Origin of the sequence: Billgrantia lactosivorans (assembly GCF_003254665.1) — a bacterium.
Lineage (GTDB): Bacteria > Pseudomonadota > Gammaproteobacteria > Pseudomonadales > Halomonadaceae > Halomonas > Halomonas lactosivorans.
This window is the reverse complement of record NZ_QHGY01000008.1, coordinates 82,893-108,527: the sequence shown is the minus strand read 5'-3', so window position 1 is coordinate 108,527 and position 25,635 is coordinate 82,893. Positions and strand designations below refer to the sequence as shown.

Sequence of the window (25,635 nt, the reverse complement as noted above, 5' to 3'; positions counted from 1 at the left end):
AGCGATGAACCACCTGGCCACCGAGCAACCGTTCGACGCACCGGCCCTGGACGTGGCCGGGATTCGCGCTCAGTTCCCGATCCTCGAGCGGCAGGTGCATGGCCGGCCGCTGATCTACTTCGACAACGCGGCGACCAGCCAGACGCCGTTGGCGGTGATCGACTGCTTTCGCGACTACTACAGCCGCTACAACGCCAACATTCATCGCGGCCTGCATACCCTGGCCGACGAGGCGACGGCGGCCTACGAGGCGACCCGCGAGACGGTGCGCGGCTTTCTGAACGCGGCGGATCGGCGCGAGATCGTCTTCACCCGCGGCACCACCGAGGCGATCAACCTGGTGGCCAACAGCTGGGGCCGTGCCAACCTGAAGGCGGGTGACGAGGTGCTGGTCTCGCTGCTGGAGCACCACTCCAACATCGTGCCCTGGCAGCTCCTGGCCAGCCAGCTCGGCATCACGGTCAAGGTGATCCCGGTGGACGAGCGCGGCGTGCTCGACCTCGAGGCCTATCGCGGGCTGTTCACCGAACGTACCCGGCTGGTGGCGGTGAACCACGTCTCCAACGCCTTCGGCACCGTCAATCCGGTGCGCGAGCTGGCGGCCATTGCCCACGAGCGAGGCGCCCTGATCCTGGTCGACGGCGCCCAGGCCACGCCACACCAGCGTGTCGACGTGCGCGCCCTCGACGCCGATTTCTACGCCTTCTCCGGCCACAAGGTCTACGGACCGACGGGGGCCGGGGTGCTCTACGCCAAGGCCGCGCTGCTCGAGGCCATGCCGCCTTGGCAGGGCGGGGGGGAGATGATCAAGAGCGTCTCCTTCGAGGTGCCGACCACCTTCGCCGACTTCCCGCACAAGTTCGAGGCAGGCACGCCGGCCATCGCCGAGGTGATCGCGCTGGGCGTGGCGCTCGACTGGGTCGACGGCGTGGGCATCGAGCGTATCGGCGCCTGGGAGGCAGGTCTGCTGCAGCGGGCCACCGCGGCGGTGTCGCGCATCGACGGCCTGCGAATCCTCGGCACCGCGCCGGACAAGGCCGGCGTGCTCTCCTTCGTCGTCGACGGGGCCCACTCCCAGGACATCGCGCTGCTGATCGACCAGCTCGGGGTGGCGATCCGTACCGGCAACCACTGTGCCCAGCCCCTGCTGGCGCACTTCGGCGTGACGGCCACCTGCCGCGCCTCGTTCGCCGCCTACAACACCCTCGAGGAGGTCGACGCCTTCGCCGACGCCCTCGAGCGGGTCATCGGAATGGTGCGCTGAGATGTCGAGCATCGAGCAGATCGCCGGCCTGCAACGGGGCCAGACGCTGCCGCTGCAGCGCGACGTCGAAGTCATCTCGATTCCCTTCGGCAAGACCGTGACCCTGGCCGAGGACAGCGAGGTCAGCGTGATGCAGGCCAAGGGCAGCTCGGTGAGCGTCGGCTACGAGGGGCGGCTCTATCTCATCGAAGGCAGCAACCTCGATGCCCTGGGGCTCGAGCCGCTGCCGCGACCGACGCTGCCCGAGGATGCCGGCGACGAGGAGATCGAGCAGTTCGTCTGGGATCAGCTGCGCACCTGCTTCGACCCGGAGATCCCGGTCAACATCGTCGACCTGGGCCTGGTCTACGGCTGCCGCATCGAGCGACTGATCAGCGGCGAGCGCATCGTCACCATCCGCATGACCCTCACCGCGCCGGGCTGTGGCATGGGCGACGTGATTGCCGCCGACGCGCGCAACAAGATCCTCGGTGCCCCGCAGATCAGTCGCGTGCACACCGAAATCGTCTTCGATCCGCCCTGGAGCCGTGAGATGATGAGCGACGAGGCGAAGCTGGAGCTCGGCATGTTCTAGCCGCCGGCCCCGGGCCGCTCGCTTGGTGGCGGCGGGAACGGGGCTTCGTTCTACCTTGTCCGGTGACGGTGAATGCAGGCGCTGTTGTGGAAAACCTTCAAGCTTCTTCTGATGACGCTCGGCGCCCTGCTGCTGCTGGCGCTGCTGCTGTTCGTCGGCGCCAACCTGTGGGTACTGGGCCAGACCCACTCGCGTATCGAGCGCGAACTGCCGCTGTGCGGCCCGGACCAGGTCGGCATCGTCTTCGGCACGTCGCACTGGACCCGCAGCGGCGTGCGCAACCCCCACTACGAGGCGCGCATCAACGCCGCTTCCCGCCTGATTCGGTTGGGGCGGGTCGAGCATCTGCTGCTCTCCGGTGACAACCGCACCCGCCAGTACAACGAACCCATTACCATGTGGCGCGACCTGCGCGGCCAGTACGTTCGCGACGAGGACATGACGCTGGACTACGCCGGGTTCAGTACCTTCGATACCCTGGCCCGGGCACGCGACGTGTTCGGCGTCGACCGGGTGCTGCTGGTCACGCAGTCCTGGCACCTGCCGCGGGCGCTGTTCATCGCCGATGCGCTGGGCCTGGAGGCGCGGGGCTGCAGCGCACCGTCACGACCGGTGGCGGGCCTGTGGCGGCTGCAGGCGCGGGAGTGGGTGGCGCGGGCGGCCACCGTGGGGGATCTCTATCTGTGGGGCCGCGAACCCTACTTCCTGGGGCCACTGGAGCCGCTGCAGATCACGCCGCCGGCCTGGCGCCAGCTGCTCGAGGTCGAACGGGATCAGCGCTGACTCGCGCGGCGGTCAGCGGCGGCGTGGCTTCTGCTGACGGTAGAGTTCGCGAATCAGGGCGCGGCAGTCCTTCCAGCACTGCTCGACGATCGGCTCGAGGGGGTTGGGCAGCGGGTGGGTATAAAGCGTGGCCAGGGCCTGCATCAGGACGCGCTCCTGCTCCAGCAGTTCGCCAATCACCACCTGACTCTCGTTGCCGACGAAACTCTTCAGTCGGCTCCACAGCCACATGTAGTCGTCACGCTCGACGTCGGCGTCGCGCGGCAGCAGCTTGAGGTGACGCCGGGCCAGTTCCTGCAGCTTCTGCATCGTCTGGGCGCGGGCCTCGTAGTGAGGCTTGAGCGTCTCGCGCAGGGAAGGGCGCAGGCGCTCGAGATTGTCCTGAAAATAATCGATGCTGTCTGCCAGCGCTTCCAGAACGCTGTCCATCGCCACTTGGCGATTGTCGAGAAACATGAGCGGTCACCTCCTCCGGTGACGCAGATTGTGGCGGGGGAAACACTGTTTTGCTACCCCCGCGGGCAAAATATGTAGCCTTTCTACAAATAGAGGCGCTTTTCTCGCAATTACCCCTTGGGTTTAGGCGGTGCCTTGCGCGGGGCGACGGCATTCTTCTCGATGTGCTCGATGATCAGGCCGGCGATGTCCTTGCCGGTGGCGGTCTCGATGCCCTGCAGCCCCGGCGAGGAGTTGACCTCCATGATCACCGGACCATGGTTGGATCGTAGCAGGTCGACGCCGGCCACCCGCAGCCCCATCGCCTTGGCCGCGCGGATCGCCGTGGAGCGCTCCTCCGGCGTGATGCGGATCAGGCTCGCCGTGCCGCCGCGGTGGAGGTTGGAGCGAAACTCGCCCTCGGCGGCCTGCCGCTTCATCGAGGCGACCACCTTGTCGCCGATCACGAAGCAGCGAATGTCGGCACCGCGGGCCTCCTTGATGTACTCCTGCACCATGATGTTGGCCTTCATGCCCATGAAGGCCTGGATCACCGACTCGGCGGCCTGGTTGGTCTCGGCCAGCACCACGCCGATGCCCTGGGTGCCTTCCAGCAACTTGATCACCAGCGGGGCGCCCTTGACCATGGTGATCAGATCGGGAATGTCGTCCGGCGAGTGGGCGAACCCGGTGATCGGCAGGCCCAGCCCCTTGCGCGACAGCAGCTGCAGGGAGCGCAGCTTGTCGCGCGAGCGGGTGATGGCGACCGAGTCGTTGAGCACGTAGGTGCCCATCATCTCGAACTGGCGCAGCACGGCGCAGCCGTAGAAGGTCACGGAGGCACCGATGCGCGGTATCACCGCATCGAAGCGTTCGATCTCCTCGCCCTTGTAGTGAATCGAGGGGTGGTGGGCGGCGATGCTCATGTAGCAGCGCAGGGTATCGATCACCCGCGCCTTGTGGCCGCGCTGTTCGGCGGCCTCCACCAGGCGTCGCGTGGAGTAGAGATTGCGATTGCGGGACAGCAGCGCGATATGCATCGGGGGCTCCGGGGCGGCAGGGCCGGGTGGTTCAGGGTTCGCCATGCAGGAAGCTGGCACCGGGCGCCACCAGCAGGCGACGCAGGGCACGGCGCCCCAGCAGCATGGGATAGCGCATGTCGCTGCGGTCGGTCAGGGTCAGCTCCACCATGACCTCGAGCTCGCCCAGTTGCATCGGGGTGCGAATCACGTAGCGCCACTCCTTGTGGCCGTTGGAACTCGTCACCCTGCGGCGGTCATGCAGGTGGGTGCGGTAGACGTGCGGCGGCGATTCCAGGCCGCCGCTACGGGTAGTGAAACTGACCCACAGGTGGCCTTCCTCTTCGAAGATCTCGATGTCCTCGGCGTGCAGCGCCGAGGTACGTGCTCCCGTGTCGATCTTGGCGCAGACGGTCATCCCGATGGTCGGCAGGGTGACCATCTCCAGGCGACCGATGACGGCCTTGGGAATATAGGGCAGTTCCTTCATTGCGTCACTTCCCGCTGTCCTTGTTCATGAGCCCCGTTCACTGGCCCAGGCCGGCCAGGCGCCGGCCGATGGCGGAATCCCGCCGGGCTTCACGCAGCGTCATCAGCACCGGCAGGCGCAGCCGCGGTACCAGCGCCAGATCGCGGGCCAGGCTGGCGAAATCCGCCGACGGCTGCTCGGCCAGGCGCTCGAGGAAGCGAGGCAGGCGCTCGCTGTCCTCCAGGAGTTCCCAGCCACGCCCGGCAATCGCAGCCAGCAGATCGGGACCGCAGGCCGCCGGGTCGGACAGCAGCGCATCGTACCAGGCTCCGGCGATGGATTCGTCAGCTCCCGCCACGGCACGTACGCAGGCGCACAGCGTCTCCACTTGCCCCGCGGCCGCTGCCTGCTCGCCCCGGTCACGCAGCGCCAGGCCGAGCGCTGTGGGCACGGCGACATGCTCTAGACAGTAGCACAGCGAATTCAACACTTCGTCGGGCAGGGTGGGGAGTGTCGCGGCCAGCAGGCGGGCGGCCTCGTCGTCCATTCGCACGGTGAAGTCGGCCAGGCCCTGCAGCCCCAGGAACTGCCAGTCCACCTGCTGCTGGCCGCTGAGATAGGCTTCCACCGGTTCCAGGTGCGCGCTTGCCGGCCTGCCGGTGTCGCGCGTGGCCTGGGCGTGCAGCATGGCCTGGAAGGGCAGCGAAGGCGTGAAGGCGAGCGGGTTGTCCTGCATCAGGTTCTCGATCTCGCTGCTCTCGCGAGCCTGGCGGTCCGCACGCTGTGCGTTGTGCCCCAGGATGACCAGCAGCCGCTGCAGGAAGGCGTCGCGCGGCGCGGGAACCAGCTGGCCCTGCTCGTCCAGCGGCAGGGCCAGGAACCAGATCAGCGGATCGACGATATCGCCCAGGCGAAAGACGATGCCCAGCCGCGCCTGCCCCTGCCAGGGGGAGGGCCAGGCGGCGGCGTCCTGCTCGAAGTGAGCAAGGGCGTCCAGCGGGCAGGGTTCGACCCGACGCCCCATGTGGTAGAGATGGACGTCTGCGCCGGTGCGCACGAAGAAGTCGTGAAGTGTGTGAATCGGCTGCATAAGGGCTCCCTTTCGTGCGTGCACTCTACCGTGATGGCCGGGGAGTTGTCAGCCATGTCGCGCGTGGAAGCGCTCACGAGTGGTCAAGAAATGAGCATGCCTGGCGGAGCCCCGGCGTGTCTGCCACCGCGGCGGCTTTCCAGAGCTTATCCACAGCCTCTTTCAGTGAAACTGTGCATGACCCGACGGCACGCGACTACGCTATGGCTGGCATAGCGAAATGCCATGGGCCGACGGTGGTGATTGGGTGCCTGTCTGCTAAAATCGCATAATAAGCGTAAAATTTATTCCAAATTAATATTGAGGAGGTCGATCATGTCATTACGCTCTCTGGTTGCAGCGATCCTTGCGGGTGCCCTCTCCCTGGGTGGCGTGCAGGCCCAGGACGATGTGCTCCGGGTGGGCATGTCGGGGGGCTACTTCCCCTTCACCTTCGTCGAACAGGACACGCTGAAGGGCTTCGAGGTGGATCTCATGCGTGCCGTAGGCGAGGAGCTGGGGGTGGAGGTGGAGTTCGAGACCGCCAACTTTTCCGGTCTGTTCGGCATGCTCGAGTCGGGGCGCATCGACACCATCGCCAACCAGATCACCATCACCGAGGAGCGCGAGGCGAAGTACCTCTTCACCGAGCCGTACGTCTACGATGGCGCGCAAGTGGTCGTCAGGGCCGGCAACGAGGAGATCGAAGGCGTGGAAGATCTCAAGGGCAAGCGGGTTGCGGTCAACCTCGGCTCGAACTACGAACAGCTGCTGCGCGAGCTGCCTTATGCCGACGAGATCGATATCCGGACCTACGACAGCAACATCGAGCAGGACACCGCACTGGGCCGTGTCGATGCCTTCGTCATGGACCGGGTCAGTGCCACCCAGGTGATCCAGGAGCGTTCGCTGCCCCTTCAGCTCGCCGGCGAGCCGTTCTCCACGATCCGCAACGCGCTGCCGTTCCGCGACACCGAGGCCGACCGTGACCTGCGTGACCGGGTCGACCAAGCCCTCGCCGCCCTGCGCGACGACGGCACCCTGGCCGACATCGCCGAGCGCTGGTTCGGCACCGACATCACGCGTCCGTGACCCGCTGAGCGCTCTCCATGCGTGTCCTCGACTTCGACTACATGCTGGGGTTGGTGCCCGTCCTGCTGCGCTATCTGCCGCTCACGCTGCAGATGGCCGCGGCGGGCATGGCCCTGGCCCTGATCCTCTCCTGCGGCCTGGCGGTGATCCGCGTGCTGAAGATCCCGGGGCTGAACGCGGCGACCCTGCTGTTCATCTCCTTCTTCCGCGGCACCCCGCTGCTGGTCCAGCTGTTCCTGTTCTACTACGGCCTGCCGCAGCTGCTGGCCTTCCTGACCCAGATCAACGGCATCACCGCCACGATCATGGGCCTCACGCTGCACTTCTCCGCCTACATGGCGGAGTCGATACGCGCCGCCATCGTGGGGGTCGACCGCAGCCAGACCGAGGCGGCCCTGTCGATCGGCATGACCAATGGTCAGCTGATGCGCCGCATCGTGCTGCCCCAGGCCACCCGCGTGGCCGTGCCCACGCTGATGAACTACTTCATCGACATGATCAAGGCGACCTCGCTGGCCTTCACCCTCGGTGTCACGGAGCTGATGGGGGCGACCCAGAAGGAGGCGGCCGGCAGCTTCCTCTATTTCGAGGCCTTCATCACGGTGGCGATCCTGTACTGGATCATCGTCGAGCTGCTGGCCTGGTTCCAGCGATGGCTGGAGCTGCGACTCAACAGGGCCTACCGCAGATGATCAAGATCGCCAATCTCGTCAAGCGCTTCGGCGACGCAACCGTGCTCGATGGCATCGACCTCGACATCGCGCAGGGGGAAATCATCGTCGTGATCGGCCCCTCGGGGACCGGCAAGTCGACGCTGCTGCGCTGCCTCAACTTTCTCGAGCGCCCCGATGCCGGCCATCTGGTCATCGGCGACCTGAGCGTCGACGTCACCCGGGCCAGTCGGGCCGATATCCTGGCGGCGAGGCGGCGCACGGCGTTCGTGTTCCAGAACTACGCGCTGTTCGCCAACAAGACCGCACTCGAGAACATCGCCGAAGGCTTGATCGTGGTGAACCGCTGGCCCAAGGCCAGGGCGCACGCCCGGGCCCGCGAGATCCTCGAGCGCATCGGACTGGCCGACAAGGCGGACGCCTACCCGGCCTCGCTCTCCGGCGGTCAGCAGCAGCGGGTCGGCATCGGCCGGGCCATGGCCGCTCAGGCCGAAGTGATCCTGTTCGACGAGCCGACCTCCTCGCTCGACCCCGAGTGGGTCGAGGAGGTGCTCGGGTTGATGAAGCAGCTGGCCCGTGAGCGGCAGACCATGCTGGTGGTCACGCACGAGATGGGCTTCGCCCGGGACGTGGCGGATCGCGTGGTATTCATGGAGGGTGGACGCATCGTCGAGCAGGGGCCGCCTTCGCAGCTCTTCAATGCGCCTCGCGATCCGCGTACGCGTGACTTCCTGCGCAAGATCCTGGCCGGCCAGCCCGCCTGAGCGGCCCTCGCGCGGTTGGAGGCCGGCTCAGTTGTGCGATAATGAAGGCACAGTTGCACAGGAGTCTCCATGACCGTACACGACGAGCTCGACGTGGCACTGCGCCGTCTCGAGGCCACCATGAGGGCCACCAACATGTGGCGCATGAGCGCGCCGGCGCCCGACGCCTACCAGAGCGAGCAGCCGTTCTGCATCGATACCATGGCGCTGCCCCAGTGGCTGCGCTTCGTGTTCATCGCCCGGCTCGACGCGCTGGTCGAGGCCAGGGCGCCGATGCCGGCGAAATGCGACGTGGCGCCCGTGGTCGATACCTATCTGGCGCAGCAGGGTGCCCGCGCCAGCGATCGCCTGCTGCTGTGCAAGGCCGTCGAGGAGATCGACCGCCTGGTCACCGAGAACTGACGCTGCGCATCGCCCAAGCCACGGAGACGCCATGCCGTACTACTTCGCCTATGGCAGCAACATGAACGTGGCACGCGTCGAGGCCCGCATCGGCGCGACGCGACGCGCCCTGGCGGGCACGCTGCACCACCATGCCTTGCGCTTCGACAAGGCCTCGCGGGTCGCGGGCGTCGCCCATGCCAACGTGGCGCCAGCAGCGGGCGAGAGCGTCGAGGGCGCGCTGTTCGAGCTGCTCGAGCCGGCCCAGATCGAGCTCATGGATCCCTTCGAGGGTCATCCGCATGAGTACCAGCGCCACCGCCACCCCATCGTCACCGACGAAGGTCCGATCGAGGCCTGGGTCTATGTCGCTGCGCCCGGCACCACCGCCCAGGCCCTCAAGCCGGCGCGGGAGTACCTCGAGCATCTGCTGGCCGGGCGGCCCTTTCTCAGCCACGACTACTATCGCCGGCTGGCCCGGGTCGAGGCGATCCACGGCCTCGAGGATCGCGTGCTATCCCAGCTTGGCCTGTCGCGCCACTCCCCGCGCTGAGCACGCCGACTCGTCGCTCGACCCCGCAACGCACGAGGCCCGCCATGCGGCGGGCCTCGCGACGATAGGGCGGGGTCAGAAGCGGTAGCTGACGCCGGCCATGAAGACCCAGGGGTCGATATTGACCGTGCCCACATCCGTGCCGTTCAGGCTGGCATCGGTATCGATATCGACGTACCAGGCGGCGGCATTGACCCCCCAGCCATCGTCCAGGCGCACGTCGACACCGAGCTGGCCGGCCAGGCCCCAGGAGCTGTCGAGTTCGAGCTCGACGCCAGGGACATCGATCTCTTCGCTGAAAAAGTGGGTGTAGTTGAGGCCGACGCCGGCATAGGGCTGGAGCTGGTTGCCGGTGCCACCCAGCGGGTAGTACTGCAGGGTCAGGGTCGGCGGCAGGTGCTTTGTCGAAGCGGCCTCGACTCCATTGAGTTCGATATCGTGCTTGAACGGCAGGGCCGCCAGCAGCTCGACGCCCAGCTTGTCGTGGAACAGGTACCCCAGGGTAAAGCCCAGGTTGGTGTCGCTATCCACCTCCACATCGAAGGCGCCATCGGCGAGGCTGCCGTTGTCGCCCTTGGGGTCGACATGGGCGACGCCCACGCGAGTGATGAAATCGCCCTGGTTGTAGGCCAGTGCCTGGCCGCTGGCGATGAGGGCGGTGGCTGCCAGGCCGGCGCCGAAGAGCATGGGAAGGGCGGGTTTGCGCATGGTCGACTCCTGTCGTTGGCGAAGGGGGCAGCCCGAGGCTGCTGGCAAACGAAGCCAGTCTACTCAGTGCCTGACGGCAGAATATTGACCCACGGCAATAGTTGCTGCCGGCAACCAAACAGGCACTTCACATGCTTTTTTGGGCGCAAGCGAAAAGCGCCGGGCCAAGGGCCCGGCGCTTGCGCACTGCGGTACTGCCAGCCTGGCGTGGATCAGAAGCGGAAGGTCACGCCGCCGCCGACGGTCAGGGGATCCACCTTGACTTCCGATTCGCTGCCAGCCGCGGAGACGTCCGAGTGAACTTCGGCATAGTTGGCAAAGCCATTCAGCATCAGGTTATCCGTGATGGCGAGATCAATCCCGACCTGACCGGCAGCGCCGTAGCTATTGTCAGCGTTGATGCCATCCGGCTCGCCGGAGAAGCGGGTGTAGTTCACGCCGGCACCCAGGTAGGGCTGCACCTTGGAATCCAGCCCACCCAGCGGGTAGTAGTTGACCAGCAGGTTGACCGGCATGCGGTCGATTGAGCCGGCATCCCCCCCGCCCAGCGCGAGATCGTGCTCGATCTTCTCGGAGCTGTTCAGCTCGACGCCGATCTTGTCGTGGAACAGGTAGCCCGCGCCGAAGGTGAAGCCGTTGGAATCCTCGATGGAAAGGTCTTGGCCGGCCACCTCCCCGTTATCGGAGCTTGGTTCTGACTTGGCGAAGCCGCCACGCACGAAGACATCCCCGGCGCCGTAGGCCAGTGCCGCCTGGCTGACGAAGAGGGTGCTGGCTGCAACGGCAACCACAGGAATCAGACGGATCGGTTTCATAACAGCGTCCTCCTGGTTTCTAACGCCGGAGGTTCCCGGCAGCATTGGACGCTGTCTACTATACGAACACTGTTTCTAAAAGTCCTGTTTAATTTTGTTATCGCCGTTATTGGCCTGATTGATTGCTATAATTGCATGATTGCCTAATTTCAAAGCCTTGAATATGACAAGCCGGGCGCAACGAGCTGTACAATTATTGCTGTCTTGCAGCATGGCGCCGGGATGCGGCAGGGGCTAAGCCTTGAGTAAGCGTACACGGGAGAACGCAAGATGATGAGCGAGGTTCAGGATCGCCCGATGTGGCTGACGCTGGCAGCCATGCTGATCGCCGCCGCCCTGGCGCTGTGGCTGCTGATTCAACCCGAGCTGATCAGCGGGTTGCCGATGTCCCTGCGCATGCCGGCCATCGGGCTGGGTGTCTGGGCGCTGGGCGCGGCCTTCATGCAGCCCCTGGGGCTCGAGTTTCGCCGTCACTGGCTGCGGCGAGCCACTCGCCCGCCGGTGAGCCTGGTGGCGCTGTGCGCCTTTTGCCTGCTGGTGATCGCGCGTGCCCTCTGGCTGGCGTGAGGCCACGAAAAAGCCGCCACGAGGGCGGCTTTTCGTCATCCGGCGGGCCAGTTCCCGCCCCGCCGGGTAATCATGCCTCCTCGAAGGTATCGAAGTCGGCGGTCACGCGCAGGTCCGGCTCTTCCGTGGCGAGGCTTGCCGCCACGATGGCGAGGTAGGCCAGGACCACGCCCGGCACGATCTCGTAGAGATCGAAGATGCCGCCGGACAGCTCGGCCCAGATCACCACGGTGACGCCCCCTACCACGATGCCGGCCAGGGCGCCCCACTTGTTCATGCGCCGCCAGTAGAGCGACATGATCAGCGCCGGGCCGAAGGCGGCACCGAAGCCGGCCCAGGCGTAGGCGACCAGATCGAGCACGGTGGCATCGGGGTTGAGCGCCAGCAGGTAGGCGAGTACGGCGATGGCGATGACCGCCAGGCGGCCGATCCACACCAGCTCGGTCTGGCTGGCGTCCTTGCGGAAGATCGCCTTGTAGAAATCGTCGGTCAGCGCCGAGGAGGAGACCAGCAGCTGGGAGTCGGCGGTGGACATGATCGCGGCGAGGATGGCGGCGAGCAGGATGCCGGCGATGACCGGATGGAAGATCAGGTTGACCATCACCATGAACACGGTCTCGCCGTCGGCCAGGTCCCGCTGCACGAAGCCCACCCCGAGCAGGCCCACGGCGATCGAGCTGATCAGGGCGATGGCGGTCCAGGTCACGGCAATGCGGCGCGCGGCGGGAATGTCGCGATCACTGCGAATGGCGGCGAAGCGCGCCAGGATGTGTGGCTGGCCGAAGTAGCCCAGGCCCCAGGCCAGCGAGCTGACGATGCCGATGACGGTCAGCGCCTCGCCGCTGGAGGCGTCGCGGAACCAGGAAAGCATGTACTCGCTTTCGGCGGCGAGAGCGGCGCCGGCGCCGCTGGTGCCGCCCAGGTCGCCGAAGGCGATGATCGGCACGATGGCGAGCGCCGCGGCCATCATCAGGCCCTGGATCAGGTCGGTCCAGGAGACCGCCAGGAAGCCGCCGATGAAGGTGTAGGAGATGATCGTCAGGGTGCCGATGGTCACGGCGACGGTGTAATCGAGCCCGAACACCGTCTCGAACAGCCGGCCGCCGGCGACCAGCCCGGAGCTGGTGTAGAAGAGGAAGAACATCAGGATGAACACCGCCGATATCACGCGCAGCAGCTGTGACTTGTCACGGAAGCGGTTGGCGAAATACTCGGGCAGGGTCAGGGCATCGCTGACCTTGAAGCTGTAGAGGCGCAGGCGGCGCGCCACGATCAGCCAGTTGAGCCAGGTGCCGATCAGCAGGCCGATGGCGATCCAGCTGGCCGAGATGCCGCTGACATAGGCGGCACCGGGCAGGCCCAGCAGCAGCCAGCCCGACATGTCCGACGCCCCGGCGGAGATCGCCGAGGTCCAGGGGCCGAGCGAGCGGCCGCCGAGGATGTAGTCGGAAAGGTTGGTGGTACGCATGTAGGCCACGATACCGATGCCTAGCATCACGATGAGATACACCGCGAAGGTGAAGCCGATAGCCATGTTGTTCTCTACCATTGGGGGTTCCTTCAATCTTCTTGTGGTCATAGACGAGTCTGGTCACTCGTCTCCCAGCGCAAGCAGCGACGCATTGCCGCCCAGGGCGGCGGTATTGACGGTCACCGTTTTCTCCGTGGCGAAACGCAGCAGGTAGTGCGGTCCGCCCGCCTTGGGGCCGGTGCCGGATAGGCCCTGGCCGCCGAACGGCTGTACGCCCACGACGGCGCCGATGATATTCCGGTTTATATAGACATTGCCAACGCGAATCCTCTGGGCGACGAGCTGTGCAAAGGATTCGTTGCGGCTATGTACCCCGAACGTTAGCCCGTAACCCTTGGCGTTGATCGACTCCAGTACCTCTTCGATCTCGCTGGCCTTGTAGCGCACCACGTGCAGCACCGGGCCGAACTGCTCCCGCTCCAGGGCGTCGATGGCGTCGATGCGGAAGGCCACCGGCGGCACGAAGGTGCCGTGTGCGGTGTGGGCCGGATCCAGGCGGGTCTCCGCCAGCAGGCGCCCCTCGCCCTTGAGCCGTTCGATGTGGGCCAGCAGGTTCCTGCGCGCATCCTCGTCGATCACCGGCCCCACGTCGGTGCCCAGATCGCGCGGGTCGCCGACGTGAAGCTCCTCCATGGCGCCGCGCAGGATCTCGAGGACGCGATCGGCCACGTCGTCCTGCAGGTAGAGTACGCGCAGCGCGCTGCAGCGCTGGCCGGCACTCTGGTAGGCGGACTGGACCACATCGGCCACGACCTGCTCCGGCAGGGCGGTGGAATCGACGATCAGGGCGTTCATGCCGCCGGTCTCGGCGACCAGCGCCGGCAGCGGGGCGTTCTCGCGCGCCGCCAGGGCACGGTTGATGATCTGTGCGGTGTCGGTGCCGCCGGTGAAGACGACCCCGGTGATGCGCGGGTCGGAGGTGAGCACGCTGCCCACGGTGGGGCCGTCGCCCGGCAGCAGCTGAACCACGTCGCGCGGCATGCCGGCTTCGTAGAGCAGCTCCACGACCCGGTGGGCGACGATGGAGGTCTGCTCGGCGGGCTTGGCCAGTACGCTGTTGCCGGCCACGGCGGCGGCGACCATCTGGCCGCAGAAGATTGCCACCGGGAAGTTCCATGGACTGATCGCGGCGAATACGCCCTTGCCGTTCAGCATCAGTTGGTTCGACTCGCCGGTGGGGCCGGGCAGCTCGATCGGCTCACCGAACTGCTCCTCGGCGCGCATGGCATAGTAGCGGCAGAAATCCACCGCTTCGCGGATCTCGTCGACGCCGTCGGTGAGCAGCTTGCCGCCCTCGCGGGAGCACAGCGCCATCAGTTCGGCCATGTTCTCCTCCATCAGGTCGCCCAGGCGGCGAACGATGGCGGCGCGCTCGGCCACCGGCGTGGCTTCCCAGCGCGGGAAGGCGGCCCAGGCGGCGTCCACGGCACGGGCGGCCTGGTCACGGCGGGTCCACTGCACGCTGCCGACCCGCTGGCGACGATCGTAGGGACTGAACACCTCGTGAACGCTGGCGGGATCCCGTTCCACGGCAAAGGCGAGCAGCGGGCCGACCTCGTAGCTGCGCTCCATGAATCCCGCCATGGCCTTCATCAGCGGCTCGTAGTGGCTGCGCACGTTGAGGTTGACGCCCCGCGAGTTCCTGCGCTTGGCCCCGTAGATGTCCCGGGGCAGGGGGATTCTCGGATTGGCCAAGGTCTTGTACTGGGCCAGCGCCTCCACCGGATGCTCGCAGAGCGACTCCACCGGCACCTTGGGGTCGACCAGCTGGTGCACGAACGAGGAGTTGGCGCCGTTCTCGAGCAGGCGGCGCACCAGGTAGGGCAGCAGGTCCTTGTGCGCGCCCACCGGGGCATAGATGCGGCAGTAGGTGCCCCGGGGGGCGCGCTTCAGCGCCGCATCGTAGAGCGCTTCGCCCATGCCGTGAAGGCGCTGGAACTCGAACGGGCGTGTGGCCTCGTTGCCCATCTCGAGGATGGTGCTGATGGTGTGGGCGTTATGGGTGGCGAACTGCGGAAAGATGCGGGCGCGGGTCTGATCGGAAAGCAGGAAGCGTGCGCACACCAGGTAGGCGACGTCGGTGCACGCCTTGCGCGTGTAGACCGGGTAGCCGTCGACGCCGAGCTGCTGGGACTCCTTGATCTCGCTGTCCCAGTAGGCGCCCTTGACCAGGCGCACGGGGATCTCGTCGCCCTGGCGCTCGGCCAGGCGGTTGAGGTAGTGCAGCACCGGCAGGGCGCGCTTGGAGTAGGCCTGCACCACCAGGCCGAAATGGCCCCAGCCCCGGCAGTCGTCGCTCTCGTAGACGGCGCGGAACACCTCCAGCGACAGCTCCAGGCGGTCGACCTCCTCGGCGTCGATGGTCAGCGCCACGCTGCGCTGGCGTGCCATGGCGACCAGTTCCCGGACGCTGCCGACCAGTTCGCGCAGGACCTGTTCGCGGCGACCGAACTCGTAGCGCGGATGCAGCGCCGACAGCTTGATCGACACCGAGGGCGCTGGCGTATGCTCGGCGAGCTTGGCGCCGGTCAGGCCGACCCGCTCGATGGCAAGCGCGTAGTCGTCGAAATAGCGCTTGGCATCGGCTCGGGTGCGCGCTGCCTCGCCCAGCATGTCGTAGGAGTAGGTGTAGCCCTTGTCGAACAGCGGCCGCGAGCGCTTCAGCGCCTCGTCGATGTCACGGCCGAGCACGAACTGCTTGCCCATGATCTTCATCGCCTCGTACATCGCGCGGCGGATCACGGGCTCGCCCATGCGATTGACCATGCGGTTGATGAAGCCCGAGGGCTTGCCGTCGCGCGGCTTGTCGAGGGTGACCACGCGGCCGGTCATCAGCAGGCCCCAGGTGGAGGCGTTGACCAGCCAGGAGTCGCTCTTCCCGACGTGTGCCTTCCAGTCGGCGGGGCCCAGCTTGTCCTCGATCAGCGCGTCGGCCGTGGCCGTGTCGGGGATGCGCAGCATGGCCTCGGCCAGGCACATCAGCATCAGCCCCTCGTGGGTATCGAGGCTGTACTGCTGGAGCAGCTCGTCGATGGTGTCCACCGCGGTGTCCATCTCGCGCACTTCACGGACCAGCTCGGCGGTCTTGCTCGCGATGCGTCGGAAGTCCTCGGGATCGGCACTCAGCACGTCGACCAGCTCCTGGACGAAGGCTTCCTCGTCCACGATGTAATGGTCACTGATGCGCGAGAACAGGGTATCGAGATCCTGCTGCCAGGAGGCAGCCTCCAGCATTGTGTTGGCGTTGAGCATAGGTATTCCCCGGATGTCACCCGTCCTGTAACGGCAAGGACCATGCGCCGGACGTAGCGCCGGAGCATGGGTGTTCTTCCTTGACTGTAGGGGGCGAACGGCGTGCCTGCTTGTCAAAACCCCGGAAGGATTTGCCGATTTCGCGGGACTCGCGGGAAGGGGGATTGAAATTGCGACTTAAGTCGTATGTGGTAGTCGGTTTGCGGTGACGCCCGGGGAGCGCTCCAGCCGGGCGCGTCGAAGCTGGCTGGGAGGATGGCCGTAGGCGCTGCGAAACGCGTGCGACAGGGCGCTCTGGTGGGCAAAGCCGGTGTTGAGGGCGATCTGGGACAGCGGCATGCGGCTCTCCTCGAGCAGGCGGCGAGCCGCTTCCAGGCGGCGGCGGCGTACGTACTGCCACGGGGAGAGGCCGGTCTGCTCACGGAAGCGGCTGCGGAAATGCGCTTCGCTGAGGCACGCCTGGGCGGCCAGGTCGGCCACCGAGATCGACGAGGCCAGGTGGCGGTCGATGAAGCGGTCGAGCTTGACCAGGTCGAGGCGTCGCATCGGCGGGGTTGGCGTAGTGGCGCCAAGCCTGGCGTGCAGGCAGCCGAGGAAGGTGGCGGCCAGGCGATCGCTCTGGGCGGTGTTCAGGTGCCGGCTGGCGGCCTGCTCGAGCAGCAGGAAGTCCAGGAAGTGCTTGAGCGGCGTGTCCAGGGCGAAGAAGCGCGGGGCGTCGAACAGCCGTGACAGCTCGTGGTGATAGCCGGTGAGGGAGGGCGCGTCGGCGGGCAGGTCGAGGATGAGCTGGCGGTTCTCACCCTGGCCCATGTAGTGGTGCACGTGGTTGGCAGGCACGATGCAGCCGGAGAGGGCGGAAATGGCGCCGCCCAGACCCTCGATCTCGAATTCCGCGCGGCCGTGCAGGCCGATGACGATCTGATGGAAGTCGTGGGCGTGATGCTGGGTAGCGGTGTCGAGCGGTATCTGGCGTATGACGCTGGACATGAGGGCCTCCCGCCTGTGGCTATCGCATCGAAGCATACCACAGGCAGTGACCGGCCGGTGCTATGAGCCGTCGCGCTGACGCGTGCGCAGGCGATGGTGGGCGGCGAGGTGGTTGCGCAGCGCGGTCAGCTCCGCGTGGCCGGTCTTGTCGAGCAGGGGCTTGCCCTGGGCGACCTGCCAGTGGCGGCCATGCTCCTGCATCAGGAGGCGGGCGCGGCGGCGCACGCCGTCGAGGTAATCGTCGTGACGGATCGGGTAGTTGATAACGAGGTTCCACTCGTTTTCGCCGACCTGGCTGGCCAGCGCCTTGTCGAACAGCTCGAGGAGTTGCTCCGGCTCGGTGCGATAGCGCGGCGTGCGCGAGAACAGCAGGATCAGTACCACACCACCGATGACGAACAGGCAGACGGCGAAGATGAGCAGGAAGAGTGCCATGGAAGTGCCACGCTGGGGAAAGGACGGCCAGGCCTACGCTCTGCCGCCTGGTGCAGCGACCTGCTGCCGGTTCTGGAGCGGGTGAAGGGAATCGAACCCTCGTCTTAAGCTTGGGAAGCTTCTGCTCTACCATTGAGCTACACCCGCGAGGCGTTTCGATAGTAAAACCAAGGGCTTGGGCATTGCAAGCGGGGGCGTGAAATTCACCTTTGCCGGACGCTAAGTGCTTGTTTTTCGTTGGGCCGCAAAAAAATTACCGAACACTGGCGAACTTTTTTGCTTGCTGCTGTCATATCTGGTACAGGCAACAGCGCGATGGCAGTCGCTAACACTGTTGCTCTGGCTCGCAGTTTCGATCTTGCCGCCCATGACTACCGTCATGGGCGGTTTTTTATGGGTGGCGTGCTGATGGTGGCGTGCAGCAAGTGGCCGTGACGAGGTGCGGGCCCCGCCACAGTGTCGTTCGTCTCGCCCGGGGAGGTTGCCGTGCCCCGGCCTGCCGCCGGGGCCAAGGTCTAGCTGTATCGCATGCGCAGGATGGCGGTCAGCACGTCACGACGGGTCACGATGCCGCACAGGCGGCCCTGCTCGGTTACCGGGTAGACCTTGGGCTTCTGGCCAAGCATCTCCTGGGCCAGGTCGGTGATGCTCTTGGTGGGCGAGACGGACAGGACCTCATTGCGCATCAGCTCCTTCACCAGGGGGGCTTCGTCATTGAGGTAGGCGCTCTGGAGCAGCTTGCCCATCACGTCCTGCTCGGAGATGAAGCCGATCAGCTGGTCGTGATCGTCGACGACCGGTACGCCAGGCAGGCGGTGCAGGGCGAGGCCTTCGGCCAGGGTCGTGATCGAGGTGTTGCCGGTGACCCGGTAGCAATCCCGGGACATGATCTCGCGAACGATGGTGGGGGCCCTGTTGGGCATGGCGCATCTCCTTGTTCCGAACGCTCTCGGCGGGACACCTTCAGCATAGCCGAGACGACCCGGGCATAAGGAAGCTCTTCAACATCTGGCCAACGCTCGTGCCCTTGACGACAGGGGCACGGGGGGCCGCGGAACATGGCCGGGACGGAATGGCTCCAAGAGGTGAAACCTGGGCTAGCTTGTCAGGAGGCCCAGCGGAACTGGCGCCACGATCACAGCGGGAGGCGGTTATGGACGCGCGCGAATACCTGGCCAGAAAAGGGCTCGATGGCCGCCGGGACGAGGAGCGCCCCAACACCCTGGAAGAGAAGGCGTGGGAGCGGGCCCGTGAAGCGGGAGGGCATCGGCCACGGGCCGGCACGCCCTATGACTGGGAGGACTGGGAGCGCTACCACGAGGAACTGGCCGAGGGGGCGGAGGGCATCGACCCGAAGATCGACCACGAGGCGCATCGGCCGGGGCGCGAGGTGGACGATGCGGTTCAGGAGTATGTGCCTTCCTCGTCTACCGGGCCGGGCAGGGCCGAGGCGGTGGCGCCTTCGTCGCCAGCCTGGCAGGCGTCGCCCGCTTTGCGCTTTGCCTACCAGGCGCTCGCCGTGCTGCTGCCTCCCTTGGCCGTCGGCCTGGCCCAGGGAGGAGGCCGACGGGTGGTCATCTGCCTGCTTCTCACGCTGTTGGGGTGGGTGCCAGGTTGCCTCTACGCCTGGGCCTGGCTGCGGCGCCGGCAGGACTGAGCCAGGTGGCACACGGCGTCGCCAGGTGTGCAGCCTGGGGCGGGTCCGCTTCCGCCAACCGACATCTTCGTAACCGAACAATGCTGGCGCCAGCGGAAGGCGGGCGAAGCCGGTGGAAAGCGCCAGGCCCTGACGGAGCCTGGCTAGATTAGACCATGGTATAAGTGTTGATTCGAACATGGGCGTTGCCGCCCATCGCTCTCTGGGCTAGTCTCGCTATCGTAATTCGAACATTTGAGGTTCGTTTTCGATCACAATCGAATGCGTGACGCCGATAGCTGTTCGTTTGTCACGGCCTCAATGACGACGACTCGACAAGAACAACAGGCGAGCCCATGTCCTATCCACTCCCCTGCAACCGAGGCAAGAGCGGGCGATCCGGTGCCCCCTCTGCGCTGCCCGTGAGGCGAGCGTCTCCAGCGAAACTTGCCGTGTCTGGCCATCGCCCTGGCGGGCTGCGGCAAGCGATGCCGTGCGCGCGAGGTGCCCCGCTTCATACAACGACTCGATAACGACGACAAAGAGTTCAGCATGTCTCTGATACTGGAAAACATCGACCATGTGGTGAATGGCGCCACGCACATCGAGGGGATGCATCTCGAGCTGGCTCCCGGTTCCTTCAACGTCCTGCTGGGGCGAACCCTGGCCGGCAAGACGACGCTGATGCGGATCATGGCCGGCCTCGAGACCCCGACACGCGGCCGTGTGCTGATGCATGGCGAGGACGTGACGCGCCGTTCGGTGCGCAAGCGCAACGTCTCGATGGTCTACCAGCAGTTCATCAACTATCCGGGTCTCACCGTCTTCGACAATATTGCCTCGCCGCTCAAGCTGGCGCGGGTGCCGGCCGAGGAGATTCGCCGTCGGGTTCATGAAACTGCCGCCATGCTGCACATCGAGCACCTGCTCGAGCGTTACCCGGCGGAGCTCTCCGGCGGTCAGCAGCAGCGCACCGCCATGGGCCGCGCGCTGGTCAAGGACGCCGACCTGATCCTGTTCGACGAGCCGCTGGTCAACCTCGACTACAAGCTGCGCGAGGAGTTTCGCGAGGAGCTGCGCGAGCTGTTCAAGGCGCGCAACTGCATCGCCGTCTACGCCACCACCGAGCCCAACGAGGCGCTGGCGCTGGGCGGCCACACCGCGGTACTGCACGAGGGGCGGCTGCTGCAGTACGGCCCCACCGAGGATGTCTACCATCGGCCGCGCGACGTACTGACCGCCGAGATGTTCTCCGAGCCGCCCATCAACGTGGTGCCGGCGATGGTGTCGGGGGCGGAGGTCACCTTCGATCGCGACGTGCACTTCCCGCTCAACCGGGAGCTGGCGAAGCTGGCTCCGGGCCAGTACCAGTTCGGCGTGCGTGCCTCGCACATCGGCCTCGCGCCCCAGGCGGAAGACGACCTTGAGCTGAAGATGAAGGTCGACATTGCCGAGATCAGCGGCTCGGAGACCTTCCTGCACGTGCACAACGACCTGTTCCATCTGGTACTGCACCTGACCGGCATCCATCCGTTCGCCGTCGACCAGGAGATCAAGGTCTATTTTCCGACCCACAAGATCTACGCCTTCGACCGACATGGCGACGTGGTGCACATTCCCGCCCGTCCAGGAGCGCACTGATGGCCCAGATCACACTCAAGTCGCTGGCGCACAGCTATGCGGCCCAGCCCGCCGGCCCCGAGGACTATGCCATCCGCCAGATGGAGCACGTCTGGCAGCAGGGTGGCGCCTATGCGCTGCTGGGGCCCTCCGGCTGCGGCAAGTCGACCCTGCTCAACATCATCTCGGGGCTGCTAACGCCTTCGGACGGCCAGGTGCTGTTCGACGACCAGGTGATGAACGAGCTGCCGCCCGAGGAGCGCAACATCGCCCAGGTGTTCCAGTTCCCGGTGGTCTACGACACCATGACGGTGTACGACAACCTGGCCTTCCCGCTGCGCAACGTGGGCACGCCCGAGGCCAAGGTGCGCGAGCGCGTGGCCGAGGTGGCCGATGTGCTCGACCTCACCTCGCTGCTGCGGCGCAAGGCGCGCAACCTCACCGCCGACGAGAAGCAGAAGGTCTCCATGGGCCGCGGCCTGGTACGCGACGACGTCTCGGCGATCCTCTTCGACGAGCCGCTCACGGTGATCGACCCGCAGCTCAAGTGGAAGCTCCGGCGCAAGCTCAAGGAGATCCACGAGCGCTTCAACATCACCATGATCTACGTGACCCACGATCAGCTCGAGGCCTCGACCTTCGCCGACAAGATTGCGGTGATGTACGAGGGGCAGGTGGTGCAGTTCGGCACCCCGCGCGAGCTGTTCGAAGCCCCCGCCCACACCTTCGTCGGCTACTTCATCGGCAGCCCCGGCATGAACTTCGTCGAGATCGTGCGCACCGAGTCCGGGGCGCGAGCCGGCACCGTCGATCTGAGCCTGCCACCGGCCATGCTCGAGGCGATCCGCCAGGCCCGCTCACGCAATCTCAAGCTCGGCATTCGCCCCGAGTTCGTCGAGATCTCGGACGTGCCCGCCGACGATACCCATGAGGTCGAGATCGTCATGCTGCAGGACCTCGGCACCTATCGAATCGTGTCGTTCACCTTTGCCGGCGAGACCTTTCGCGCCCGCCTCGCGGAGGACCGGCCGCTGCCGGGGCGCACCGCCCACGTTCGCTTTCCCGCGGCGTGGCTGAACCTGTACATCGACGAGTTCCGCGTGGAGGTGGGGCAATGAACAAGGTGCAGAACAACCGGGCCTGGTTCCTGATCCTGCCCATGCTGCTGCTGGTGGCCTTCTCGGCCATCGTGCCGCTGATGACGGTGGTCAACTACTCCGTGCAGGACGTGTTCGACGCCAATACCCGCTTCTTCACCGGCACCGAGTGGTTCGAGGCCATCCTCAACGATCGCTCCCTGCAGGCGGCGCTGCTGCGCCAGTTCGCCTTCTCGTTCACCATCCTGGCGATCGAGGTGCCGCTGGGGATCGGCATCGCCCTGCTGATGCCCAAGCGCGGCTGGCAGGCCTCCGCGGTGCTGATCCTGATCACGCTGCCGCTGCTGATCCCGTGGAACGTGGTGGGCAGCATCTGGCAGCTCTTCACCCGCGGCGACATCGGCCTGATGGGCGTGGGCATTCGTGAACTGGGCTATGCCTACAACATCACCCGCAACCCCACCGATGCCTGGGCCACGATCATCCTGATGGACGTATGGCACTGGACGCCGCTGATCGCGCTGCTGTGCTACAGCGGCCTGCGCTCGATCCCGGACGCCTACTACCAGGCGGCGCGCATCGATCGCGCCTCGCGGTGGGCGGTGTTCCGCTACATCCAGCTGCCCAAGCTGACCAACGTGCTGGTGATCGGCGTGCTGCTGCGCTTCATGCACTCCTTCATGATCTACGCCGAGCCGTTCGTCCTGACCGGAGGCGGGCCGGGCAGTTCCACCACCTTCCTCAGCCAGTCGCTGACGACCATGGCCATCGCCCAGCAGGACCTGGGCCCCTCGGCGGCCTTTTCGCTGATCTACTTCCTCATCATCCTGCTGGTCTGCTGGGTCTTCTACACCGCGATCATGAACAGCCAGAAGGACAACACTGCACAGGGAGGCGCCTGACATGACCAGCACCGTGCCGACCACACCCGAAAGCGTCCGCCGCCAGGCCGCCGAGACTGCCGCCAAGCGCCGCAGGCAGGCGCGCCCCGCCACCACCCGCTGGCGTCGCCGCACGCTGCTCGGGGTCTATCTCGTCTTCGTGCTGCTGCCCATCTACTGGCTGCTCAACCTGTCGTTCCAGACCAACAGCGAGATCCTCGGCAGCTTCTCGTTCTGGCCGCAGCAGTTCACCCTGGGCAACTACATCGGCATCTTCACCGACTCGAACTGGTACATGGGCTACGTCAACTCGCTGGCCTACGTGCTGATGAACATGCTGATCAGCATCTCCGTGGCACTGCCCGCCGCCTATGCCTTCAGCCGCTTCCAGTTCATCGGCGACAAGCACCTGTTCTTCTGGCTGCTGACCAACCTGATGGCACCGCCGGCGGTGTTCCTGCTGCCCTATTTCCAGCTCTACTACTCGGTGGGGCTGTTCGACACCCACATCGCCGTGGCGCTGGCTCACTGCCTGTTCAACATCCCGCTGGCGGTGTGGATCCTCGAGGGGTTCATGAGCAGCGTGCCCAAGGAGGTCGACGAGACCGCCTATATCGACGGCTACAGCTTCCCGGCGTTCTTCGTGAAGATCTTCCTGCCCATGATCCGCTCGGGCATCGGGGTGACCCTGTTCTTCCTGTTCATGTTCTCCTGGGTCGAGCTGCTGCTCTCCCGCACCCTCACCGCGACCAACGCCCAGCCGATCGCCTCGATCATGACACGCACCTCGACCGCGTCGGGGATCGACTGGGGCACCCTGGCCGCCGCCGGCGTGCTGACCATCGTGCCGGGCATCGTGGTGGTCTACTTCGTGCGCAACCACATCGCCAAGGGCTTTGCCCTGGGCCGGACCTGAAGGGGAGGAAGGCGACATGGAATGGATGGTCTGGACCCTGCCCACGGCAATCTTCTTCTCCGTCATCGCCGTCATTCTGCTCGGCATGACGGCCTGGGAGCTGGTCTCCCCGACGGTGGAGCGGCGCGGCTTCCTGCCGATCGCCACGACCCGCGGCGACCGCCTCTTCATCGGACTGCTCTCCGCCGCCTACATCCACCTGGCGACGGTCGGCTTCACCGATCTCTCGATTTGGTTGGCCCTGGGGATTTCTGTCCTCTGGTTGCTGGTGCTGATGCGCTGGGGCTGAACCAAGGCTGTACGGACGATAACCGCGTCAAGGATGACGACCACACGCAGAACGAGGTCAACATGAAGAACAACAGATTCAAACTCACGGCGCTGGCGGGCAGTCTGCTGCTCGCCTCCGGCGCCCTGCATGCCGACTCCCACGATGCGCGCGCGATCGCCGAACGGCTGGTCGACGAGCACTTCCAGAATTCGACGCTCTCCCGCGAGGAGCAGATCGAGGAGTTGCTGTGGTTCGCCGAGGCCGCCGAGCCGTTCCGCGACATGGAGATCAATACCGTCGCCGAGGGCCTCACCACCCACGTGTGGGAGCGCGACGTGCTGGTTCCCGCCTTCGAGGAACTGACCGGCATTCGGGTCACCCACAACATCATCGGCGAGGGCGATGTGGTGGACAACATGCAGACCCAGATGCAGACCGGGCGCAACATCTACGACGCCTACGTCAACGACTCCGACGCCATCGGCACCCACATCCGCTACGGGGTCACCGTCAACCTGACCGAGGCGATGGAGAACGAGTGGAAGGACTTCACCCTGCCGACGCTGGACCTCGACGACTTCATCGGCCTGCAGTACGGCACCGGCCCCGACGGCAATCTCTACCAGCTGCCTGACCAGCAGTTCGCCAACCTCTACTGGTTCCGCTATGACTGGTTCCAGCGCGAGGACCTGCAGGAGCAGTTCCGCGAGATCTACGGCTACGACCTCGGCGTGCCCACCAACTGGACCGCCTACGAGGACATCGCCGAGTTCTTCACCGAGCATGTCGGCGAGATCGACGGCGAGCAGGTCTACGGGCACATGGACTACGGCCGCCGCGACCCGTCGCTGGGCTGGCGCTTCCACGACTCCTGGCTCTCCATGGCCGGCATGGGCAGCCCCGGCGTGCCGTTCGGCAACCCGGTCGACGACTGGGGCATTCGCGTCGACGAGGAGAGCCGCCCGGTCGGTGCCAGCGTCAGCCGCGGCGGGGCGACCAACTCGCCGGCCTCGGTATTCGCCGTCACCAAGATGGTCGAGTGGCTCGACAAGTACGCGCCGGACGAGGCCCAGGGCATGACCTTCGGCGAGGCCGGGCCGGTGCCCGCCCAGGGCAACATCGCCCAGCAGATCTTCTGGTACACCGCCTTCACCGCCGACATGACCGACCCGGGGCTGCCGGTGACCGACGACGAGGGCAACCCCAAGTGGCGCATGGCGCCGTCGCCCACCGGGCCGTACTGGGAGGAGGGCATGAAGGTCGGCTACCAGGACGTGGGCTCCTGGACCTTCTTCGATTCCACCCCCGAGGATCGGCGCACCGCGGCCTGGCTGTTCGCCCAGTTCACCGTGTCCAAGAGCGTGTCGCTGGAGAAGCTGATGGCCGGCCTCACGCCGATTCGCGAGTCCGACATCTTCTCCGACCAGATGAGCGAGATGGCGCCGAAGCTGGGCGGGCTGGTGGAGTTCTACCGCAGCCCCAACGAGTCCAACTGGACGCCGTCCTCGACCAACGTGCCCGACTACCCGCGCATGGCGCCGCTGTGGTGGCAGAACCTGGCCCCTGCGGTCAGCGGCGAGATCGAGCCGCAAGAGGCCCTGGACAACCTGGCCGGCGCGCTCGACAACATCATGGCACGCCTGGCACGGGCCAACGTGTTCGAGGCCTATGCGCCGGTGCTGAACGAGGAGCGTGACCCCGAGGAGTGGCTGTCGCAGGAGGGCTCGCCCAAGGCCAAGCTGGACGACGAGATGCCGCAGGGCACCACCGTGCCCTACGACGAGATGATGGAGGAGTGGATGGCTGCCGGTACACGTCAATAGGGAGCCGGCGCCGGAGCTGGTG

27 protein-coding genes and 1 tRNA gene are annotated in these 25,635 nt (G+C 66.0%); 16 read left to right on the top strand and 12 right to left on the bottom strand.

The annotated features are described in order from the left end of the window. Nucleotides 1–4 precede the first annotated feature (4 nt). The 3 genes from DIS04_RS15530 (at nucleotide 5) to DIS04_RS15520 (ending at nucleotide 2,621) form a co-directional block, all read left to right on the top strand. The gene (locus DIS04_RS15530; protein ID WP_111414692.1) at nucleotides 5–1,264 is read left to right on the top strand and encodes a SufS family cysteine desulfurase; all 1,260 of its coding nucleotides are present in this window, start codon (nucleotides 5–7) and stop codon (nucleotides 1,262–1,264) included. Between the two features lies 1 nt (nucleotide 1,265). Next, on the top strand, nucleotides 1,266–1,838 hold the full coding sequence (sufT, locus tag DIS04_RS15525; protein WP_111414691.1) for a putative Fe-S cluster assembly protein SufT: 573 nt from the start codon (nucleotides 1,266–1,268) through the stop codon (nucleotides 1,836–1,838). A 72-nt stretch (nucleotides 1,839–1,910) separates the two neighbouring features. Continuing rightward, nucleotides 1,911–2,621, top strand: coding sequence for a SanA/YdcF family protein (locus DIS04_RS15520; protein WP_111414690.1), 711 nt, complete (start codon nucleotides 1,911–1,913; stop codon nucleotides 2,619–2,621). A 12-nt stretch (nucleotides 2,622–2,633) separates the two neighbouring features. Here DIS04_RS15520 and DIS04_RS15515 read toward each other — a convergent pair whose 3' ends face one another. From DIS04_RS15515 to DIS04_RS15500, 4 genes are all read right to left on the bottom strand, one after another. Next, on the bottom strand, nucleotides 2,634–3,077 hold the full coding sequence (locus DIS04_RS15515; protein ID WP_111414689.1) for a hypothetical protein: 444 nt from the start codon (nucleotides 3,075–3,077) through the stop codon (nucleotides 2,634–2,636). A gap of 110 nt (nucleotides 3,078–3,187) precedes the next feature. Then, nucleotides 3,188–4,096, bottom strand: coding sequence for a 30S ribosomal protein S6--L-glutamate ligase (gene rimK, locus DIS04_RS15510; RefSeq protein ID WP_111414688.1), 909 nt, complete (start codon nucleotides 4,094–4,096; stop codon nucleotides 3,188–3,190). A 31-nt stretch (nucleotides 4,097–4,127) separates the two neighbouring features. After that, nucleotides 4,128–4,565, bottom strand: a complete 438-nt coding sequence (locus tag DIS04_RS15505) for an ATP-dependent zinc protease family protein (protein WP_111414687.1) — start codon at nucleotides 4,563–4,565, stop codon at nucleotides 4,128–4,130. A gap of 37 nt (nucleotides 4,566–4,602) precedes the next feature. Further along, nucleotides 4,603–5,634: a DUF3549 family protein gene (locus DIS04_RS15500; RefSeq protein ID WP_111414686.1), complete on the bottom strand. Its 1,032-nt coding sequence runs from the start codon at nucleotides 5,632–5,634 to the stop codon at nucleotides 4,603–4,605. A 315-nt stretch (nucleotides 5,635–5,949) separates the two neighbouring features. Here DIS04_RS15500 and DIS04_RS15495 point away from each other — a divergent pair, with 315 nt between their 5' ends. The 5 genes from DIS04_RS15495 (at nucleotide 5,950) to DIS04_RS15475 (ending at nucleotide 9,074) form a co-directional block, all read left to right on the top strand. Beyond that, the gene (locus tag DIS04_RS15495; protein WP_111414685.1) at nucleotides 5,950–6,705 is read left to right on the top strand and encodes an amino acid ABC transporter substrate-binding protein; all 756 of its coding nucleotides are present in this window, start codon (nucleotides 5,950–5,952) and stop codon (nucleotides 6,703–6,705) included. A 17-nt stretch (nucleotides 6,706–6,722) separates the two neighbouring features. Further along, a complete protein-coding gene (locus DIS04_RS15490) occupies nucleotides 6,723–7,397 on the top strand; it encodes an amino acid ABC transporter permease (RefSeq protein ID WP_111414684.1) in 675 nt (224 codons plus the stop codon). Continuing rightward, nucleotides 7,394–8,140 carry an amino acid ABC transporter ATP-binding protein gene (locus tag DIS04_RS15485; RefSeq protein WP_111414683.1) on the top strand — a complete coding sequence of 249 codons (747 nt, stop codon included), beginning with the start codon at nucleotides 7,394–7,396 and terminating at the stop codon, nucleotides 8,138–8,140. The genes DIS04_RS15490 and DIS04_RS15485 overlap by 4 nt, the downstream gene beginning before the upstream one ends. Nucleotides 8,141–8,209: 69 nt before the next feature. Then, complete coding sequence (locus DIS04_RS15480) at nucleotides 8,210–8,542, top strand: YqcC family protein (protein ID WP_111414682.1); 333 nt, start codon at nucleotides 8,210–8,212, stop codon at nucleotides 8,540–8,542. 31 nt (nucleotides 8,543–8,573) lie between these two features. Further along, complete coding sequence (locus tag DIS04_RS15475) at nucleotides 8,574–9,074, top strand: gamma-glutamylcyclotransferase family protein (protein ID WP_111414681.1); 501 nt, start codon at nucleotides 8,574–8,576, stop codon at nucleotides 9,072–9,074. A gap of 75 nt (nucleotides 9,075–9,149) precedes the next feature. On the opposite strand, the gene DIS04_RS15470 is transcribed toward DIS04_RS15475, so the two are convergent. Further along, nucleotides 9,150–9,782, bottom strand: a complete 633-nt coding sequence (locus DIS04_RS15470; protein WP_111414680.1) for an OmpW/AlkL family protein — start codon at nucleotides 9,780–9,782, stop codon at nucleotides 9,150–9,152. 212 nt (nucleotides 9,783–9,994) lie between these two features. Continuing rightward, the gene (locus tag DIS04_RS15465; protein ID WP_111414679.1) at nucleotides 9,995–10,597 is read right to left on the bottom strand and encodes an OmpW/AlkL family protein; all 603 of its coding nucleotides are present in this window, start codon (nucleotides 10,595–10,597) and stop codon (nucleotides 9,995–9,997) included. 270 nt (nucleotides 10,598–10,867) lie between these two features. On the opposite strand from DIS04_RS15465, the gene DIS04_RS15460 reads away from it, so the two are divergent. Beyond that, a complete protein-coding gene (locus DIS04_RS15460; protein WP_111414678.1) occupies nucleotides 10,868–11,164 on the top strand; it encodes a hypothetical protein in 297 nt (98 codons plus the stop codon). Between the two features lie 70 nt (nucleotides 11,165–11,234). Here the strand turns inward: DIS04_RS15460 and putP are convergent, their stop codons facing one another. From putP to DIS04_RS15430, 6 genes are all read right to left on the bottom strand, one after another. Beyond that, a complete protein-coding gene (putP, locus tag DIS04_RS15455) occupies nucleotides 11,235–12,713 on the bottom strand; it encodes a sodium/proline symporter PutP (protein WP_111414677.1) in 1,479 nt (492 codons plus the stop codon). A gap of 42 nt (nucleotides 12,714–12,755) precedes the next feature. Further along, entirely contained in the window at nucleotides 12,756–15,947 is a 3,192-nt protein-coding gene (gene putA / locus DIS04_RS15450) for a bifunctional proline dehydrogenase/L-glutamate gamma-semialdehyde dehydrogenase PutA (RefSeq protein WP_111414676.1), read from the bottom strand. 177 nt (nucleotides 15,948–16,124) lie between these two features. After that, on the bottom strand, nucleotides 16,125–16,934 hold the full coding sequence (locus DIS04_RS15445; RefSeq protein WP_111414675.1) for an AraC family transcriptional regulator: 810 nt from the start codon (nucleotides 16,932–16,934) through the stop codon (nucleotides 16,125–16,127). A gap of 60 nt (nucleotides 16,935–16,994) precedes the next feature. Then, the gene (locus tag DIS04_RS15440) at nucleotides 16,995–17,369 is read right to left on the bottom strand and encodes a hypothetical protein (RefSeq protein ID WP_111414674.1); all 375 of its coding nucleotides are present in this window, start codon (nucleotides 17,367–17,369) and stop codon (nucleotides 16,995–16,997) included. A 73-nt stretch (nucleotides 17,370–17,442) separates the two neighbouring features. Further along, nucleotides 17,443–17,516: transfer RNA gene (locus DIS04_RS15435), tRNA-Gly, on the bottom strand. Nucleotides 17,517–17,884: 368 nt separating this feature from the next. After that, on the bottom strand, nucleotides 17,885–18,292 hold the full coding sequence (locus tag DIS04_RS15430; RefSeq protein ID WP_111414673.1) for a CBS domain-containing protein: 408 nt from the start codon (nucleotides 18,290–18,292) through the stop codon (nucleotides 17,885–17,887). Between the two features lie 230 nt (nucleotides 18,293–18,522). On the opposite strand from DIS04_RS15430, the gene DIS04_RS15425 reads away from it, so the two are divergent. The 7 genes from DIS04_RS15425 to DIS04_RS15395 all read left to right on the top strand — a co-directional run bounded on the left by DIS04_RS15425 (nucleotide 18,523) and on the right by DIS04_RS15395 (nucleotide 25,613). After that, nucleotides 18,523–19,026: a YqaE/Pmp3 family membrane protein gene (locus tag DIS04_RS15425; RefSeq protein WP_111414672.1), complete on the top strand. Its 504-nt coding sequence runs from the start codon at nucleotides 18,523–18,525 to the stop codon at nucleotides 19,024–19,026. A 531-nt stretch (nucleotides 19,027–19,557) separates the two neighbouring features. Further along, nucleotides 19,558–20,646, top strand: coding sequence for an ABC transporter ATP-binding protein (locus tag DIS04_RS15420; protein ID WP_111414671.1), 1,089 nt, complete (start codon nucleotides 19,558–19,560; stop codon nucleotides 20,644–20,646). After that, complete coding sequence (locus tag DIS04_RS15415; RefSeq protein WP_111414670.1) at nucleotides 20,646–21,743, top strand: ABC transporter ATP-binding protein; 1,098 nt, start codon at nucleotides 20,646–20,648, stop codon at nucleotides 21,741–21,743. The genes DIS04_RS15420 and DIS04_RS15415 overlap by 1 nt, the downstream gene beginning before the upstream one ends. Then, a complete protein-coding gene (locus DIS04_RS15410) occupies nucleotides 21,740–22,624 on the top strand; it encodes a carbohydrate ABC transporter permease (RefSeq protein WP_111414669.1) in 885 nt (294 codons plus the stop codon). Before DIS04_RS15415 ends, DIS04_RS15410 begins: the two co-directional genes overlap by 4 nt. A gap of 1 nt (nucleotide 22,625) precedes the next feature. Further along, a complete protein-coding gene (locus DIS04_RS15405) occupies nucleotides 22,626–23,519 on the top strand; it encodes a carbohydrate ABC transporter permease (protein ID WP_179951284.1) in 894 nt (297 codons plus the stop codon). Nucleotides 23,520–23,535: 16 nt separating this feature from the next. After that, nucleotides 23,536–23,808, top strand: a complete 273-nt coding sequence (locus tag DIS04_RS15400; RefSeq protein WP_111414668.1) for a DUF2160 domain-containing protein — start codon at nucleotides 23,536–23,538, stop codon at nucleotides 23,806–23,808. Between the two features lie 62 nt (nucleotides 23,809–23,870). After that, nucleotides 23,871–25,613, top strand: a complete 1,743-nt coding sequence (locus tag DIS04_RS15395; protein WP_111414667.1) for an ABC transporter substrate-binding protein — start codon at nucleotides 23,871–23,873, stop codon at nucleotides 25,611–25,613. The last annotated feature ends 22 nt before the right edge of the window (nucleotides 25,614–25,635 follow it).